The 16,119-nt window shown below is 41.1% G+C and carries 13 protein-coding genes; all 13 read right to left on the reverse strand.

What is annotated here, in order from left to right; genetic code table 11:
* Positions 1–76 precede the first annotated feature (76 nt).
* Positions 77–1,705 (reverse strand): chaperonin GroEL, encoded by a 1,629-nt coding sequence (groL, locus tag JJN12_RS09060; protein ID WP_208429378.1) that lies wholly within the window; start codon positions 1,703–1,705, stop codon positions 77–79.
* A gap of 51 nt (positions 1,706–1,756) precedes the next feature.
* Positions 1,757–2,041, reverse strand: coding sequence for a co-chaperone GroES (gene groES, locus JJN12_RS09065; RefSeq protein ID WP_208429379.1), 285 nt, complete (start codon positions 2,039–2,041; stop codon positions 1,757–1,759).
* A 151-nt stretch (positions 2,042–2,192) separates the two neighbouring features.
* Positions 2,193–2,705 carry a nitroreductase family protein gene (locus JJN12_RS09070; protein WP_208429380.1) on the reverse strand — a complete coding sequence of 171 codons (513 nt, stop codon included), beginning with the start codon at positions 2,703–2,705 and terminating at the stop codon, positions 2,193–2,195.
* Positions 2,706–2,792: 87 nt separating this feature from the next.
* Complete coding sequence (locus JJN12_RS09075) at positions 2,793–3,968, reverse strand: hypothetical protein (RefSeq protein WP_208429381.1); 1,176 nt, start codon at positions 3,966–3,968, stop codon at positions 2,793–2,795.
* 158 nt (positions 3,969–4,126) lie between these two features.
* Positions 4,127–5,731 (reverse strand): phosphoenolpyruvate carboxykinase (ATP), encoded by a 1,605-nt coding sequence (gene pckA, locus JJN12_RS09080; protein WP_208429382.1) that lies wholly within the window; start codon positions 5,729–5,731, stop codon positions 4,127–4,129.
* A gap of 258 nt (positions 5,732–5,989) precedes the next feature.
* Entirely contained in the window at positions 5,990–6,595 is a 606-nt protein-coding gene (locus JJN12_RS09085) for a cyclodeaminase/cyclohydrolase family protein (RefSeq protein WP_208429383.1), read from the reverse strand.
* Complete coding sequence (locus JJN12_RS09090; RefSeq protein WP_208429384.1) at positions 6,588–7,256, reverse strand: acyltransferase; 669 nt, start codon at positions 7,254–7,256, stop codon at positions 6,588–6,590. The genes JJN12_RS09085 and JJN12_RS09090 overlap by 8 nt, the downstream gene beginning before the upstream one ends.
* Before the next feature lie 12 nt (positions 7,257–7,268).
* Positions 7,269–8,714, reverse strand: a complete 1,446-nt coding sequence (locus JJN12_RS09095; RefSeq protein ID WP_208429385.1) for a C39 family peptidase — start codon at positions 8,712–8,714, stop codon at positions 7,269–7,271.
* A gap of 107 nt (positions 8,715–8,821) precedes the next feature.
* The gene (locus tag JJN12_RS09100) at positions 8,822–10,840 is read right to left on the reverse strand and encodes a DNA topoisomerase (protein WP_208429386.1); all 2,019 of its coding nucleotides are present in this window, start codon (positions 10,838–10,840) and stop codon (positions 8,822–8,824) included.
* A complete protein-coding gene (gene radA / locus JJN12_RS09105; RefSeq protein WP_208429387.1) occupies positions 10,840–12,186 on the reverse strand; it encodes a DNA repair protein RadA in 1,347 nt (448 codons plus the stop codon). Before radA ends, JJN12_RS09100 begins: the two co-directional genes overlap by 1 nt.
* Positions 12,186–12,596, reverse strand: a complete 411-nt coding sequence (locus tag JJN12_RS09110) for an endosialidase (RefSeq protein ID WP_208429388.1) — start codon at positions 12,594–12,596, stop codon at positions 12,186–12,188. The genes radA and JJN12_RS09110 overlap by 1 nt, the downstream gene beginning before the upstream one ends.
* A gap of 27 nt (positions 12,597–12,623) precedes the next feature.
* Complete coding sequence (locus tag JJN12_RS09115) at positions 12,624–15,086, reverse strand: ATP-dependent Clp protease ATP-binding subunit (protein WP_208429389.1); 2,463 nt, start codon at positions 15,084–15,086, stop codon at positions 12,624–12,626.
* A 17-nt stretch (positions 15,087–15,103) separates the two neighbouring features.
* A complete protein-coding gene (locus tag JJN12_RS14485; protein WP_208429390.1) occupies positions 15,104–16,117 on the reverse strand; it encodes a cadherin-like beta sandwich domain-containing protein in 1,014 nt (337 codons plus the stop codon).
* Positions 16,118–16,119 lie beyond the last annotated feature (2 nt).

Below are 16,119 nucleotides of genomic sequence, written 5' to 3' on the forward strand. Positions count from 1 at the left end.
GTCCTACAACGAGAGAAAAAGCCCCCACCCTCAAGCGAGCTTGTGGTGGGGGCTTTCTCTCTCTATTCTTGTATCATTACATCATTCCCATGCCTGGGGCGCCCATTCCTGCTGGGGCTGCTGGGGCAGCTTCTTTGATGTCTGCCACAAGGCTTTCTGTGGTAAGAAGTGTGGAAGCTACGCTTGTAGCGTTCTGGAGTGCACTTCTTGTTACCTTTACAGGGTCAAGGATACCAGCCTTTACAAGGTCTACATAGTCTTCTTTAAGTGCATCAAAACCAAATCCTGCCTTGCCTTCTTTTACCTTGCTGATGATAACTGCTCCTTCAAGTCCTGCATTGGCAGCTATCTTAAATAGTGGAGCCTCAAGTGCCTTAAGAACTACCTTAGCACCTGTCTTCTCATCTCCTTCAAGTGAAGCAGCAAGCTTCTCTACATCCTTTGAAGCGTGGATATAAGCTGAACCACCACCTGCGATTATTCCTTCTTCTATAGCAGCCTTGGTAGCTGCAAGAGCATCTTCCATACGGAGTTTATTCTCTTTCATTTCAGCTTCTGTAGCCGCACCTACACGGATAACTGCAACACCGCCTGCAAGCTTAGCAAGTCTTTCCTGAAGCTTCTCTCTGTCAAAATCAGAGGTTGTTTCTTCTATCTGGCTTCTTATCTGAGCAACTCTTGACTTAATAGCCTCTGAATCGCCCTCGCCATCAACTATAATTGTATTTTCCTTCTGAACCTTTACGCTCTTAGCACGTCCAAGCTGCTCAAGTGTAGCATCCTTAAGCTCAAGTCCTACCTCGCTTGAAATTACCTGTCCGCCTGTAAGTACAGCGATATCCTGAAGCATTTCTTTTCTTCTGTCGCCATATCCAGGAGCCTTAACTGCAACTACATTGAAGGTACCACGAAGCTTGTTGATTACAAGTGTTGTAAGAGCCTCACCTTCAACATCCTCAGCGATTATAAGGAGTCTTGCTCCCTGCTGTACAATCTGCTCAAGAAGTGGAAGTATATCCTGAATGTTGCTTAGCTTCTTATCTGTGATAAGGATGTATGGATTGTCAAGAACTGCTTCCATCTTATCCATATCTGTGCACATATATGCTGATACATAACCTCTGTCAAACTGCATACCTTCTACAAGGTCAAGCTCAGTCTTCATAGTCTTGCTCTCTTCAACAGTGATAACACCGTCCTTGCTTACCTTTTCCATAGCATCTGCAACAAGTGTTCCTACTTCATCATCACCTGCTGATATAGCAGCTATTCTCTGTACGTGATCCTTTCCCTTTACTGGAGAGCTCATCTTTGAAATAGCCTTTACTGCACACTCAGTAGCCTTCTTCATACCTTTTCTAAGGATGATAGGGTTAGCTCCCGCAGCGAGGTTCTTCATACCTTCATTTATCATAGCCTGAGCAAGAACTGTAGCTGTAGTTGTACCATCACCTGCTACATCGTTGGTCTTAGTTGCAGCTTCCTTTACAAGCTGTGCTCCCATATTTTCAAACTCATCAGGAAGCTCTATCTCTTTTGCAATTGTAACACCGTCATTGGTAATAAGTGGTGCGCCATAGCTCTTGTCAAGAACTACGTTTCTTCCCTTAGGTCCCAAAGTTACGCTAACTGTATCTGCAAGCTGATTAACACCAGCTTCAAGTGCTTTTCTAGCCTCTGTACCAAATTTAATCTCTTTTGCCATTTTCTTTCTCCTTACATATATATAAAATATTCGTAATCAGATTGTTTTTACTTATTCAACAACTGCAAGAATGTCTGACTGCTTAACTATGATATACTCTTCATTCTCAAGCTTTACATTGGTTCCTGCATATTTAGAATAAATAACTTTCTGTCCCTTTTTAACCTGCATACTTACTTCTTTACCGTCTATTACTCCGCCAGGACCTACAGCAACAACTTCAGCCTGCTGTGGCTTCTCCTGAGCCTGATCAGGTAATATAATACCTGACTTTGTGGTCTCTTCTGCCGCTATCTGCTTTAATACAACTCTGTCGCCTAATGGTACTAATTTCATCTTAGTTCCTCCTTTATATTAAATCATTATGAATTCATATTATTAGCACTCTTTCTATGTGAGTGCTAAACTATAATCATATAATAACCTCTTTTATATATTTTTGCAAGTAGTTTTTTAAATTATCACAAAATTGTCACAATTAAAACATCTACCGAACCATTACTGCTTCTTCCACCGCCCTCCTTACTGTATGTCTCTCGGAAGGCTTAGCCTCAGCAGCAGGATAGCCTACAGGGAAGATGGCTATCAGCTCGTATCCCTTCATCTCAGGAAATTCCTCCTTAAGTAAAGGCGCATCAAAATGTCCTACCCAGGTAGTACCCAGTCCAAGCTCAGTTATCTCAAGCATCATATGTGTAGCTACTATGGTGGCATCTACCTCGGCAAAGTTGTGGTTATCAAACTTCCTTACCCAGGCCTCATCCTCTTTGGCACCAACCACGAAGAATACTTCTGCTCCAAACTGATATCTGTTTGCCTTTGCAAGCTTTTCCTTAGCCTCAGTGCTTTCTATAAGCCATATCTTGTAAGGCTGCGCATTGGTTGCAGTTGGAGCAAGTATGCCGGCTTCGATGATTTTATCAAGCTTCTCCTTTTCAACCTTCTTATCACTTAACTGTCTACAGGAATATCTCTCTCTTGCCAGTTTTAGAAAATCCATAGTTACCTCCTAATATAATCAGTATAATTCTTATTTTAATCAAGCCCCAAAAGTATCAAATCAATTGGGGCTTGGCTACATTAGATATTATTTTTTAACAAACTTATACTTAAGAGAATACTTATTGCCTATAGGGCTGTTGCCAGAAATTCCATATATCCTAACCCATACATTCTGACCTTTTTTAGCCTTAAATGTATAACTTTTGTCACTCATAGTAACCTTGGATACAGCTTTCTTTGACTTATTATTTACAAAAACCTCTACCTTGTAAACATGTTTTACATTGTCGCCTGTATCTATGCTTAGCTTGTATTTGCCGGTCTTTGCTGCCTTAAAGGTGAAGTAGTCTTCATCAGAGCTGTTTATAATATTGGCATACTTAGTTCCGCTAAACTTATTTGCCTTTTTGAAGCTTCCGTTATTCTCGGCTTCCCATTTACCACTCTTTACGGTATTTACCTTCAACTTGTATTCAACCTCTACCGGTGCAAAGGTACTTACGGCAAGCTTAGGATGGATTCTTATGTATATTTTCTGTCCCTTTGCCAGAGGCAGCTCAGGAAGTGTTACGTCATTTGTGATGCCTGCCTCCTTGTATACAAGGCTTTTATTTTTATCATATATCTCCAGATTCCAGCCGCCCAAGATCTTACTAGGAACAAAATCAAGTATTTCAAATGAAACCTTGGTATAGCCACTCTCTGGTATCTGATATACAAAATAATCCTCATCATCCTTATTTAAGATACTTCCTTTGACAGCGCCTCCTGTAGGTATCTCGTTGGCATCAACGTACTTATTATTATTCTCAGTTTCATAGTCACTGTCTGCATAGGTGTGGAAGTTTAAGTTATATTCCACTCCTTTGGGCATAAACATAGAAGATTTGATACCGCTTTCAACAGAAATGTACACGGTTTTCCCCTTGGCGAAGGCAAAGTTCGCGCTGGTAAACTGAGTTTTTATCCCAGACACCTGGTATAGCTCTTCCTTATTTTCATCATATACCTTGAGTGTCCAGCCGTTATTTACCTCATCCTTTTTGGCCGCATCAAAGTTCAAGGTTATGTTCTGATATCCCTTTTCGTCAATAACCGCCTTATACATATTGACCTGATCCTTGTCCTCTATGCTTCTTACCACATTGAGATTAGGCGTAATATCTTCTGAGGTGGTTTCTGCCTTTACTAAGCCGAATACTCCGAGAGAAGCCACTAAAAATGCGCCCCCAAAGGCAAGTCCCATTAGCTTTTTTTTCATAAATACCTCCAATCAAGCACGAACAATTAAACAACATATAACTATTTAATTATACCTTTTTCGTGAAAATATTCAACACTAACAGGGCAAAAAAATATCCCCTCCCTGGTCACCCCGAGGAGAGGATAAAGCTACTGTATATATTATTTAGTTTCTAATTAAAGCTTAGGACCTGCTGCAACAAGTGCCTTACCAGCCTCGTTGTTCTCATACTTGGCAAAGTTCTTGATGAATCTTCCAGCAAGATCTTTTGCCTTCTCATCCCACTCAGAAGCATTTGCATAAGTATCTCTAGGGTCAAGAATATGTGTATCAACACCTGGAAGCTCTGTAGGAACTTCAAAATCAAAGTAAGGAATCTTCTTTGTAGCAGCCTTGTTTACATCACCATTAAGGATGGCATCGATGATACCACGTGTATCCTTGATGGATATTCTCTTGCCTGTTCCGTTCCAGCCTGTATTTACGAGATAAGCCTTAGCTCCGCTCTTCTTCATCTTCTTAACGAGCTCTTCAGCATACTTTGTTGGGTGAAGCTCAAGGAAAGCCTGTCCGAAGCAAGCTGAGAAGGTAGGTGTAGGCTCTGTGATACCACGCTCTGTACCTGCAAGCTTAGCAGTAAATCCTGAAAGGAAGTAATACTGTGTCTGCTCAGGTGTAAGGATAGATACAGGAGGAAGTACTCCAAAAGCATCTGCTGAAAGGAAGATAACGTTCTCTGCAGCAGGAGCAGCTGATACAGGGCGTACAATCTTCTCAATGTGGTCGATAGGATAAGATACACGAGTATTCTCTGTTGTGCTTCCATCCTTAAAGTCAATCTTGCCACTTGCATCTACAGTTACGTTTTCAAGAAGAGCATCTCTTCTTATAGCATTGTAGATATCAGGCTCAGATTCCTTGTCAAGGTTAATAACCTTAGCGTAGCAACCACCCTCGAAGTTAAATACTCCATTGTCATCCCAGCCGTGCTCATCATCACCGATAAGGAGACGCTTAGGATCTGTTGAAAGTGTGGTCTTACCTGTTCCTGAAAGACCAAAGAAGATAGCTGTATGCTTTCCGTCCATATCTGTATTAGCAGAGCAGTGCATTGAAGCCATACCCTTAAGTGGAAGATAGTAGTTCATCATAGAGAACATACCCTTCTTCATCTCTCCGCCATACCAGGTATTGAGAATAACCTGCTCACGGCTTGTGATGTTGAATACTACAGCTGTCTCAGAGTTAAGGCCTAACTCCTTATAGTTCTCAACCTTAGCCTTAGAAGCATTGTAAACGATGAAATCAGGCTTGAAGTTCTCAAGCTCTTCTGCGGTTGGCTTAATGAACATGTTGGTTACAAAGTGAGCCTGCCAAGCAACCTCAACGATGAAACGAACTGCCATTCTTGTATCTTTGTTAGCACCACAGAATGCATCAACTACGAAAAGACGCTTGTTAGAAAGCTCTTCCTGAGCAAGCTTCTTAACTTCATCCCAAGCTTCCTTTGAAGCAGGGTGGTTGTCATTCTTATACTCAGGTGTTGTCCACCATACAGTATCCTTAGAATTCTCATCCATAACGATGAACTTATCCTGAGGAGAACGACCTGTGTAAATACCTGTCATTACGTTAACAGCGCCAAGCTCTGTTACCTGTCCCTTTTCATAACCTGTAAGACTCTCCTTGGTCTCTTCTTTGAAGAGCTCATCATAAGAAGGGTTGTGAACGATCTCTGTTGTTCCTGTAATGCCATACTGTGTTAAATCAATCTTTGCCATTCTGTTGTACCTCTTTCTTTGTGTTATATTGTTCTTTTATGCTTACAAACCATTCCCTGCTTTAGACTTATTTACAGTCAATTTAAAATAAATAAGACTTAAAGAGTGAATAATTTGAAATCAAACGAGAAATTTTTAAAACTTTCCCTAGTGTGATTATACACTAAAGGCTCTAAAAAATCATCAAACTAAACAGCAATATTTTTGACAAAATTTTTGCAACAATTGGTGCTTTTATTGGATATTTTTTCAGTTGTTTTATTTATCCTTTAACTGCTTTACGATATTCTCATATACTTCATCGGCTTTTTTAGCATAATGAAGCAGCCTCTCAGCCTTTTCTTCAATTTCTGTGGCTGTCTTTTCATCCTTCATAAGCGCTGCATTGACCACTACATTCAGATAAGCTGACTTAAGGGCTGCCTCCGCAAACTTAGCACCTACTCCCACGTCACTTACCACAAGTACGCTTGTTTTATCTGAAAAAATAATAAGAATGTCAATTACCTCTTTAATTGCCTCCATCATCTTAAGAGGAGGGGTTGCGGCGCTTACAAGGGCTTTTTCTATTAGTTCTTCATCCCTTGGCTTTACTTTATAGGCTTTGTTTATCTCTCCAAAGCCTGCGGCGTCCTCTTCTATAAGCTCAAGGAGGCGGAGTCTAAGCTTTTCTGCTTTTTTAAGGTTAGCATTTAGTTCATCTGAATATTTGGCATACTTTTCCTTACCTATAGTAAGGTTTGCCGCCATTGCACCAAGAGACACGGCTAGGGCACCAACAAGGGCTGATGCTCCTCCGCCTCCTGGTACAGCCTCCTTGCTAAAAAGCTTCTCTGAAAATTCATTAAGACTTAAATCACGCATTTTTAGCCACAATCTCTCCTTTTTTCTTGTATATACTGTTCGCCGGAACTACTCCTCTCACCATCGAAAGAGGGTAGACGTTAGAATTTCTTCCTATCACAGTTCCGGGATTAAGCACGCTATTGCAGCCTATTTCTGCGTAGTCGCCGAGGAAGGCTCCTACCTTTTTAAGTCCCGTCTCAATGCTGCCAGTCTCAGACTTAATGACTACATTTGTCTTATCAGCCTTCACATTGCTTGTGATGGAGCCTGCTCCCATGTGAGAATGATAACCTAGAATGGAATCTCCCACATAATTATAATGTGGTACCTGGACATCATCAAATATTATCACATTTTTAAGTTCAACAGAGTTACCTACCACACAGCCATTGCCTACCAGCGCACTTCCTCTTATAAAGGCACAATGCCTTACCTCGGTATGTTCACCTATGATGCAAGGACCTCCAAGGAAGGCTGTAGGAGCAACTTTTGCAGACTTAGCCACCCAGACGTCTTCTCCTCTTTTTTCATAAACACTGCTATCAAGGCTTTCTCCCAGTCGCACTATGAGCTCACTTATTCCTTTTAGTGCTTCAAACGGATAGGTAAAGGAGTCCAAATAGTCTGATGCCATAGTTTTAGTAAGGTCAAAAAGTTCGGTGATTTTTATATTCTCCATATAAACTCCCTTCTATTTCTTTTCTTGTAGGATAAAGCTCTTCTTTCCTGTAAGTTTATATAATTCATTAGCTGTATCATAGCTTACCGACCTATATCCCGAAATGCTGTCCGTTAGATAAAGAAGCTCCTTCTTCCTATCATATCCGGATATAACCATTGTATGGCTTGGGAATACGTACGGAACCCCTCTTACTTTGGCAGTATGAGGTTCTTTATTGTCTATGGTGAGCCATACTATGACGGGATTATTATTTAATACTTCCTCTTCCAGAAGTTTCTTAAGTGTTTTCCCGGTAGTGTCTACTGCAACATATTTTTTTGATTTGTTCTTCTTAAAATACTTATTCACAGCCTTAACCAAAACCGGTGGATTGGCAAGATAGCCCTGCTGCTTTTTATTTGAAGGATCACCCAGATAGTATTTATCAAATAAATTTTTAATCTTAGTGACTCTCTTATCCCACAGATTTATCATATCCAGATATTTTGATATGAATTCCGATTCTTTTATCTTAAATCCAAAGTGCTTTAAGACAGCTACAGAAGCATAGCTTTCACAGCCCTCAGGATAATCGGGACTCTGATAACTAAGAGGTATATCCAGTTTATTTTTATGATTCTTAAAAAAATCTACTTTTAATATACCTTCGGTTATCTCATCATTTGATTTTACGCTATATTTATAGCTTCCGTTCTTTGATACCACAATTTCAAATTTTCTCTTACCTTTACCTGTCTTATCAGGCTCTATCTTCTTGCCGTTAAATATCAGTGAACTGTCAACATCATCAGATTGCATCCTAAGTACTACCTTAGTTCCTGCAAAAACTTTTTTCTTAGGAATACCTCTGAATACAACTCCGGACTTTGATTCATTATCAGATTCTAATGAGCTTATTTCAAAATATCCATCATATTTCAAATTGTTACGAGAACTAATATAATAATTATATTTTTTATTCTTAAGCCCCGCAAGTTCAAATTCAATCTTCAGCTCATTTTGTTTCTCCAAGGGAAGTGTAAAATCAAGGTCTTCGATATATAAGACATCTGCGAGTGCAAGCTCTTCCACCCCGTTTACCACTTCATCTCCAAGGTTAAAGTCCAAAATAAACTTAGCTGTATTTTTAGACTTGCTGTTTTTCCTGATAAGCTTTATGCTCATATAAGCGGTCTCACTTGGTCTTATATCCCTTATGTCCTTGTCGTCTATCAGGTTTTCTTCCTTGTCCTCTTTTACTATTTCTTCAGTATTTTTATTGTCTTCCTTACTTTCTTCGCTTATTTCGACTTTAATCTGCTCATTTTCAGCCGGACTTTCCCCGGCACTGTAGTCAGTATCCGGATTTATTTCAGCTGCAAGTGAACCTATGCTGTTAAAATAACTGCCTCCGGTAATAGTAATAAACATAAAGATAGTAATTGTAAAAATAACCTTTGTTAAGCTCTTTATCATATCCTGCCCCTCTATTTGTTATCCAAATTACTCACAAAGCTGCTTGTAAATTCCGCAATCAAGCCATAGGCTTTATGCCGCGGCAATTTGGACTCATGATAATTTTGTTATTTTTGCAATTTCTTTATAGTTTCAAGCCTGTTACCGAGTTCTCTGCTCAGGTCTTTAACTTTTATATTGTCAATGTACTTTCTTACATAGGTATTAAGTGTTTCTTCGTATTTATCAGTGCTTATCTCCCCGGCCTCTACTCCCGACAACCCCTTTTCCCAGCTTGCTGTCATTTCAGGATTTAGCATAGCAGGTATGGCCATATCTGCAACCTCATACACCATTTCCCCAAAAAGCATAGGTGTAAGTATCTGCGTCTTTTTATTCAGAGCAAGATAGCCTATTTTTACAAGCTTTTCTATGATCCCTGCCCTTGTAGCAGAAGTACCTATACCCGCTCCCTTGATGGTTGCCCTAAGCTCTTCATCTTCTATGAGCTGGCCGGCGTTTTCCATGGCAAGTATCATAGAGCCTGAGGTATAGCGCTTTGGCGGAGTTGTCTTTCCTTCTTTAGTTTCAAGCTTATTAACGGAAAGAGGACTTCCCTTTGTAAGTGATGATAGAAGATTTAATAAAGCCTCGTTATCTGAAACCTCATCGGCTGCATCCCCTGTATCAGAGCTCTCGTCCTTCTTATCCTTTTCTTTAGACGGAAAACCCACTACTTCGAGATAGCCTTTTTCTTTAAGCACCTTCACATAAGAATAAAATTCCTCGGTAAAATCTCCTTCTTTATGCTTAATTCCGGTCACAAGACTGACTTTATCATAAATTGCAGGAGGATAGAAAATTGCTAAAAACCTCCTAACTATTATATCGTAAATTTTCTGGTTTAATTCACTCTGCTTAGCAATTTCTTTTAGATTCCCTGTAGGAATGATGGCATAGTGGTCTGTAACCTTCTTATCATCCACATACTGCGTCTTCTCAAGTCCCTTGTATAGCCCTTCATCCCTTATTTTAAGCACAAATTCACTTACAGGCTTGTATGCATAGAGACCGCTTAGATTCTTGGTTATCTCCCCTGCTACCGCCTTTGTTATCACCCTCGCATCAGTTCTTGGATATGTGGTAAGCTTCCCTTCATAAAGCTCCTGAACTGCTTTAAGAGTGGCATCGGGGCTTATATGAAATCTCTTGGTACATTCTGCCTGAAGTTCAGCCAGATTAAATAACAAAGGTGCTTTCTTCTTTTCACTGGTCTTATCCTTCTTCAAAACTACAGCTGTAGAATAGTCTAGTTCAGCTATCAGCTTTTTAGCATCTTCTTCCTTCTTAAATCCCTTTTCATTGTAAAGCAGAGGGCTTTCAAAGTATTTACTTGCCTTGCCTGACTTCCACTCCCCTAAAAAACTTGCACCCTCAGCACCAAAGCTTCCTGATATCTTATAAAAATTCGTCTGAACGAAGTTCCTTATCTCTCTTTCCCTGCGCACCACCATACCAAGCACACAGGTCATAACCCTGCCTATGGCTATGGCAGAGTACTTCTTAGTACCTGCCTTATTGTTTAAGAGGGAGCCATACTTGACTGATAAGGCTCTTGAGAAATTGATGCCCATGGCATAGTCTTCTATCCCTCTCATAATGCCAGCTCCGGCGAGGTTGTCATAGGCAGATATAGGCTTTGCTTCCCTCATGCCACGCTTTATCTCATCTTCGGTAAAGGAGTCTATCCATACTCTTCTTTCTTCTATTCCTTCTCTTACTCCACCGAAGTTTCTGATAAGCCTGATGATGACCTCTCCCTCACGCCCGCTGTCGCCTGCATAGAGGATGGTGTCTACTTCTGTAGAATTCATAAGGTTATGCACCACATCATACTGCTTCTTTACACTTGGAATGACGGCATACTTATAGGTCTTTGGCAGAAACGGCAGGTCATCAAGCTTCCATTTGTTGTATTTCTCATCATAATCCCCGGGATAGCACATTTCTATAAGATGCCCTACACACCAGGTAATTATGTATTCATTACTGCTATATGCCCCCTGTCCCCTCTTTGGGACTCCAAGTATGTCCGCATACTCTCCTGCTACCGATGGTTTCTCAGTTATAATCAGCGTTTTACCCATTATATTATATCCATTAACTCCCTTACATTACTTACCGGTAATACCTTAAAAGGCAGGTCCTTTGTATAGTTTACCTTTGGTATGATGACGAGGTTCTCACCAAACTTGGCTATTTCTTCAAGTCTTAGCCTCGCAAGATTTACCCCTCTTACTTCTCCTGTAAGTCCTACCTCTCCAAAAGCTATAATCTTTCCCTTACTTTCTCTGTTTCTATAGCTTGATATAAGGGCAGCCACTATGGCAAGGTCAAGAGCAGGCTCATTTATCTTAAGCCCTCCTGCAACATTTACATAGGCATCACAGTTACCAAGATTAAGCCCCAGCCTCTTCTCAAGTACGGCTATCAAGATATTTACCCTGTTATAATCTGCTCCCGCTGTGGTTCTCTTTGGAAAGTTAAAATTGGTCTGGCAGACGAGAGCCTGTACCTCAACAAGGATTGGCCTGCTGCCCTCCATAGTGCAGGCAACCACAGAGCCCGGTGCATTTTCAGGCATACCTTTTAGCATATATTCTGATGGGTTTGCTACCTCTCTAAGCCCGGTCTGCCCCATGTCAAATACTCCCACCTCATTGGTCGAGCCAAAGCGGTTCTTGACTGCACGAAGTATTCTGTATGAGGCTACATCTTCACCTTCAAAATAAAGTACGGTATCCACCATGTGTTCAAGAGTCCTAGGTCCTGCCACAGTACCCTCCTTGGTCACATGGCCTACAATGAAAACGGACACTCCAAGGCCTTTTGATATGCGAAGCAGGGTAGAGGTTACCTCCCTTACCTGAGATATGCTGCCCGCAGCAGAGTCAGCCTTAGATGAATACATAGTCTGAATCGAATCCACTATGACAACCTCAGGCTTGCCATTTTCTATAGCCGCTTCTATCTTTTCTATATCTGTCTCACAATAAAGGAGCATGTCAGAAGACTGTCTGCCAAGCCTCTCACTTCTTATGGCAATCTGCCTCTCAGACTCCTCTCCCGATACGTAGAGTACGGATACGTTTTTGTCAGAAAGCTTGGCGCACATCTGCAAAAGCAGGGTTGACTTACCTATGCCGGGATCTCCTCCTACAAGGACGAGGGAGCCCTTTACTATACCGCCTCCCAGTACCCTGTCAAGCTCTGATATTCCCGTAGTTACACGCTCATCGCTTTCAAGTGATACATCCTTTATCTTAATCGGCAAAGAGGCAGCCACGCCCGGTTTCAGGCTGCTGCCTCCTTTCTTTATGGCCGGAGCTTCCGAAAAAGCGTTCCAAGCCTTGCAGACAGGGCACTGGCCGAGCCACTTAGCCGACTCATAGCCACATTCCCCGCAAAAAAATACTGTTTTACTCTTTGCCATTATGCCTCTTTTACAACTACCTTCTTAGCAGTATCTTCTTTTGTTTCTACATTTATAGTAAGCTTACCGCCAAGGTTAGTTTTAATCCTGCCTGAGTTTACACCGTCAATCTCAATCTCATATTCCTTTTCTTCCCCAAGCTCAAGGGTAATCTGTGCATCAGACTCGCCCTCAACAAGGAAGCTTACGCCGTTTTCACTACGCTTGTAGTTAAAAACCGCAGTACCCGGAACTGATTCGTAGGCAAAAAGCCCGTTTCTTTCAAGTTTGGTTATCTCCTTGAAAGTCTTAATCTTATATACATCTCCTTCAAATGAGAATCCTTCAAGCTTTGCCTTACTGCCAAGCTTATAGTTACCAAAATCAATGCCTTCATTTGATTTACGGATTAGTTCTTCTACTATTGCCATTTTGGTCTCCTTTGTTAATATTCATTATTACTTCTTAGATAAGTTTACCTCAATTTTCCCATCTTTACAACCAATTTTAACTTCATTTCCTTCTTTGATATGCCCTAATAGTACTTCAGTAGCAAGCAAATCCTCTACTTCTGTCTTTATCTTCCTAGCCAGAGGCCTTGCACCGTAGTTTGCTTCCTTCTCGATATTGGCAAGGTGCTTAACCGCAGTCTCCGTGAACTTAAGCTTAAGTCCCATCTGCTCCTTTGCCCTTCCTGCCAGTCCTTTAAGCATAATCTTAACTATCTTCTTAAGCTCTTTTTCAGTAAGAGGATGGAATACTATAATCTCATCTATTCTATTGATGAATTCCGGCTTAAAAAGCTTCTTTACTTCTTCCATAACTCCTTCCTTCATAAGCTTGTAATCAGTCTCTTTATTCTCATCAGTCTTAAATCCAAGCTTCTTTGGAGTTATTATTCTCTGTGCTCCTACATTTGATGTCATAATGATAACTGTATTCTTAAAGTTAACTACCCTTCCTTGGGAATCAGTTATTCTACCATCGTCTAACACCTGAAGAAGTATGTTAAATACGTCAGGGTGCGCCTTTTCTATCTCATCCAAAAGTATGACTGAGTAAGGATTCCTTCGTACCTTCTCTGAAAGCTGTCCTCCTTCATCATGTCCTATATATCCCGGAGGTGAGCCTATCATCTTGGATACACTGTGTTTTTCCATATATTCAGACATATCTATTCGAATCATAGACTCTTCACTGCCAAACATTGCCTCTGCAAGTGCCTTGCTTAGCTCAGTCTTACCTACACCTGTTGGGCCTAAGAAGAGGAATGAGCCTATAGGCCTTCCTTCAGCATTAAAGCCTACCCTGCCCCTCCTTATTGCCTTTGCTACGGCAACAACTGCTTCATCCTGACCTATAACTCTCTCGTGAAGAACAGATTCAAGCCTTATAAGCCTGTCTGTTTCTGCCTGTTTTAGCTTATTTACAGGGATTTTGGTCCAGTCAGCCACAACCTCTGCTATCTCTTCTTCGCCTATGACATGCACCTTCTGCTGCTTTTTCTGCTCTTCAGCAAGCTTTAACTCACTAAGCTTCATCCTTAGCTTGTTCTGCTCCTTCTTTATTAGGCTCGCCTTATCATAAGTCTCACTTTTAATGGCGTTCTCTTTTTCTTCCTCAAGCTTTATTATCTTCCTTTCAAGCTCTGCACTTTCAGGCTTTGTAGTAAATACCGAGAGCCTTGCCTTAGAGGCCGCCTCATCCATAAGGTCAACTGCCTTATCAGGAAGAAATCTGTCATTGATATATCTTGCAGAGAGCTTCACAGCCGCCTCAATGGCTTCATCCGTTATCCTTACCTTATGATGATCCTCGTATTTTTCACGAAGTCCCTTTAGTATAAGCACGGATTCTTCCTCTGAAGGCTCCTCTACAACTACAGGCTGGAATCTTCTCTCAAGGGCACTATCCTTTTCTATGCGTTTTCTATACTCTTCCCTTGTGGTAGCTCCTATTAGCTGAAGCTCTCCCCTTGCTAAAGAAGGCTTAAGGATGTTTGATGCATCGAGTGTACCTTCTGCTCCTCCGGCTCCTATGATAGTATGAAGCTCATCTATAAAAAGAAGTACATTTCCACTTTTTATAACTTCATCCAAAGTCCTTTTGATTCTCTCTTCGAACTCGCCTCTATACTTCGTACCGGCTACCATGGCTGACAAATCAATGGTTACTACCCTTTTTCCTCTGATTGTATCAGGCACGCTTCCTTCCACTATCCTTTCAGCAATAGCTTCAACTATGGCTGTCTTTCCTACACCGGGCTCTCCTATGATACAAGGATTGTTCTTGGTGCGCCTGCTAAGTATCTGTATGACTCTCTGAACCTCTACATCCCTGCCTATAACGGGATCAAGCTTTCCACTTCTTGCGTATTCTGTAAGGTCTTTTGAATACTGGTCAAGAATAGGTGTATTGGATTTGGCATTGCTTCCTGTATTGTTGTTAGCATTCTTAAAGTTTGAATAGTCGCTTCTAGCCTGTGAAATGTCCATCCCTATGGCAGTCAGTATATCCAGATAGACCTTTTGAAGGTTCACTCCCATTGTGGTTAACAGCCTTACTCCAATGCTGTCACCCTCCTTAAGCAGAGCCATAAGTATATGTTCTGTACCAATCTTACCGGAATTAAGCCTATAAGCCTCTGTTGCAGCCAGAGATATTATCCTCTTTGCGCGGGGTGTCATAGACTCGGTAGAACCAACCACCACATTTCCCTGTGTCAATAGCTTGTTGACAAGCTCCATAAATCTGTCGTATGAAACTCCGTTTTCCTCAAGCACCTTCTTTGCCACTCCGTCTACCGACAAAAGTCCTATCAAAAGATGCTCGGAGCCAACATAGTTTTGTGATAACGAAATAGCTGCTGAGTTAGCTGCTTCAATGGCAGTTACTGCATTATTCGTAAATTTATCCTGCATTTTACCTCCATGAGGAGTTATTCCTCATCTTCTTCATTTCTTTTATTTTTCATATAAAGCACCAGCCCTAGCATAAGCATGATGCCTAAAATAACTATGGCACTTATTATAACATAAATGACCATCTGTTTGCTATCATTATTATCAGTTTCCTCCGTGGCCTCTTCTCCCGGTGCATCAGGCACGTATTCATGTTCTTCTTCTGTGCTTCCTTTACTTCCTGTATCTGACGAGGTTTCTATAGGAGGCTCTTCCTCCTGCTTTGCACTGCTCTTTGTATCCTTTGCAGTATCCTTTGTCTCCTCAGAAGCCTCATTCTCCTTGATAACAACAATGTTGTAGTTAGTCTTACTGCCGTCTTCCGCCTTTACTATAATATATATATTATTCTCTCCAGACCTAAGCTTGTCACCATAGTCCTTTACCAAACTGTAATTAGCCCCTTTATCTGCAGTAGTCACACCTACGGTAATATCGTCCACGCCTCCACCGACATTTACCTTATAGTCAAGTACACTAGGGCTAAACTTAGGCGTAAGCACTCCTCCAGCCACCTTTATCCCTATTAGGCTGCTGTCTGAGGATGCCTTCCTAGGATTCTTTATACGCATCTCCAGGTCATTGGTAGCTACAGATATTTCATTATCAGGATTAACCGCATACAAATGTACATCATCAGAAAATGTCATGGTAAAGTTCCCCGAGAGCTTAGCAAGGAAAGTCATCTTATACTTAAGCTTCCCGTCCACATCTTCAAAATTCTTTATATTAACCCTTAGCAGTCCTTTTCCTCCTGCTATCCCCTCATCTGCTGAGAGAAACTCAGCCATACTGTCATCGTAGGAAAGGTAAGTTTCTACTCCGCTTAGGCTTTCCTCAGAATCAATCTCCAAGGTAACATCAAATTTTTCACCGACTATTGTTTTATTTGCACCCTTTAGCACTACACTGGCACTTGAAGCAAATGCCTTTTCGCCACCAAGCAAAAGGGAGAATACCAATACAAATATGATTATAATATTTTTTTTCACCC

Source organism: Catonella massiliensis (genome assembly GCF_016651435.1).
In the GTDB taxonomy this organism is placed as follows: Bacteria; Bacillota; Clostridia; order Lachnospirales; family Lachnospiraceae; genus Catonella; species Catonella massiliensis.

What these genes read in the sequence shown, in the direction of transcription:
- pckA (WP_208429382.1), bottom strand. Translation starts at nt 5,731, where the DNA reads ATGGCAAAGATTGATTTAACACAGTATGGCATTACAGGAACAACAGAG.
- radA (WP_208429387.1), bottom strand. Translation starts at nt 12,186, where the DNA reads ATGGCAAAGAGTAAAACAGTATTTTTTTGCGGGGAATGTGGCTATGAG.
- groES (WP_208429379.1), bottom strand. Translation starts at nt 2,041, where the DNA reads ATGAAATTAGTACCATTAGGCGACAGAGTTGTATTAAAGCAGATAGCG.
- JJN12_RS09110 (WP_208429388.1), bottom strand. Translation starts at nt 12,596, where the DNA reads ATGGCAATAGTAGAAGAACTAATCCGTAAATCAAATGAAGGCATTGAT.
- groL (WP_208429378.1), bottom strand. Translation starts at nt 1,705, where the DNA reads ATGGCAAAAGAGATTAAATTTGGTACAGAGGCTAGAAAAGCACTTGAA.
- JJN12_RS09070 (WP_208429380.1), bottom strand. Translation starts at nt 2,705, where the DNA reads ATGGATTTTCTAAAACTGGCAAGAGAGAGATATTCCTGTAGACAGTTA.
- JJN12_RS09075 (WP_208429381.1), bottom strand. Translation starts at nt 3,968, where the DNA reads ATGAAAAAAAAGCTAATGGGACTTGCCTTTGGGGGCGCATTTTTAGTG.
- JJN12_RS09090 (WP_208429384.1), bottom strand. Translation starts at nt 7,256, where the DNA reads ATGGAGAATATAAAAATCACCGAACTTTTTGACCTTACTAAAACTATG.
- JJN12_RS09100 (WP_208429386.1), bottom strand. Translation starts at nt 10,840, where the DNA reads ATGGGTAAAACGCTGATTATAACTGAGAAACCATCGGTAGCAGGAGAG.
- JJN12_RS09095 (WP_208429385.1), bottom strand. Translation starts at nt 8,714, where the DNA reads ATGATAAAGAGCTTAACAAAGGTTATTTTTACAATTACTATCTTTATG.
- JJN12_RS09115 (WP_208429389.1), bottom strand. Translation starts at nt 15,086, where the DNA reads ATGCAGGATAAATTTACGAATAATGCAGTAACTGCCATTGAAGCAGCT.
- JJN12_RS09085 (WP_208429383.1), bottom strand. Translation starts at nt 6,595, where the DNA reads ATGCGTGATTTAAGTCTTAATGAATTTTCAGAGAAGCTTTTTAGCAAG.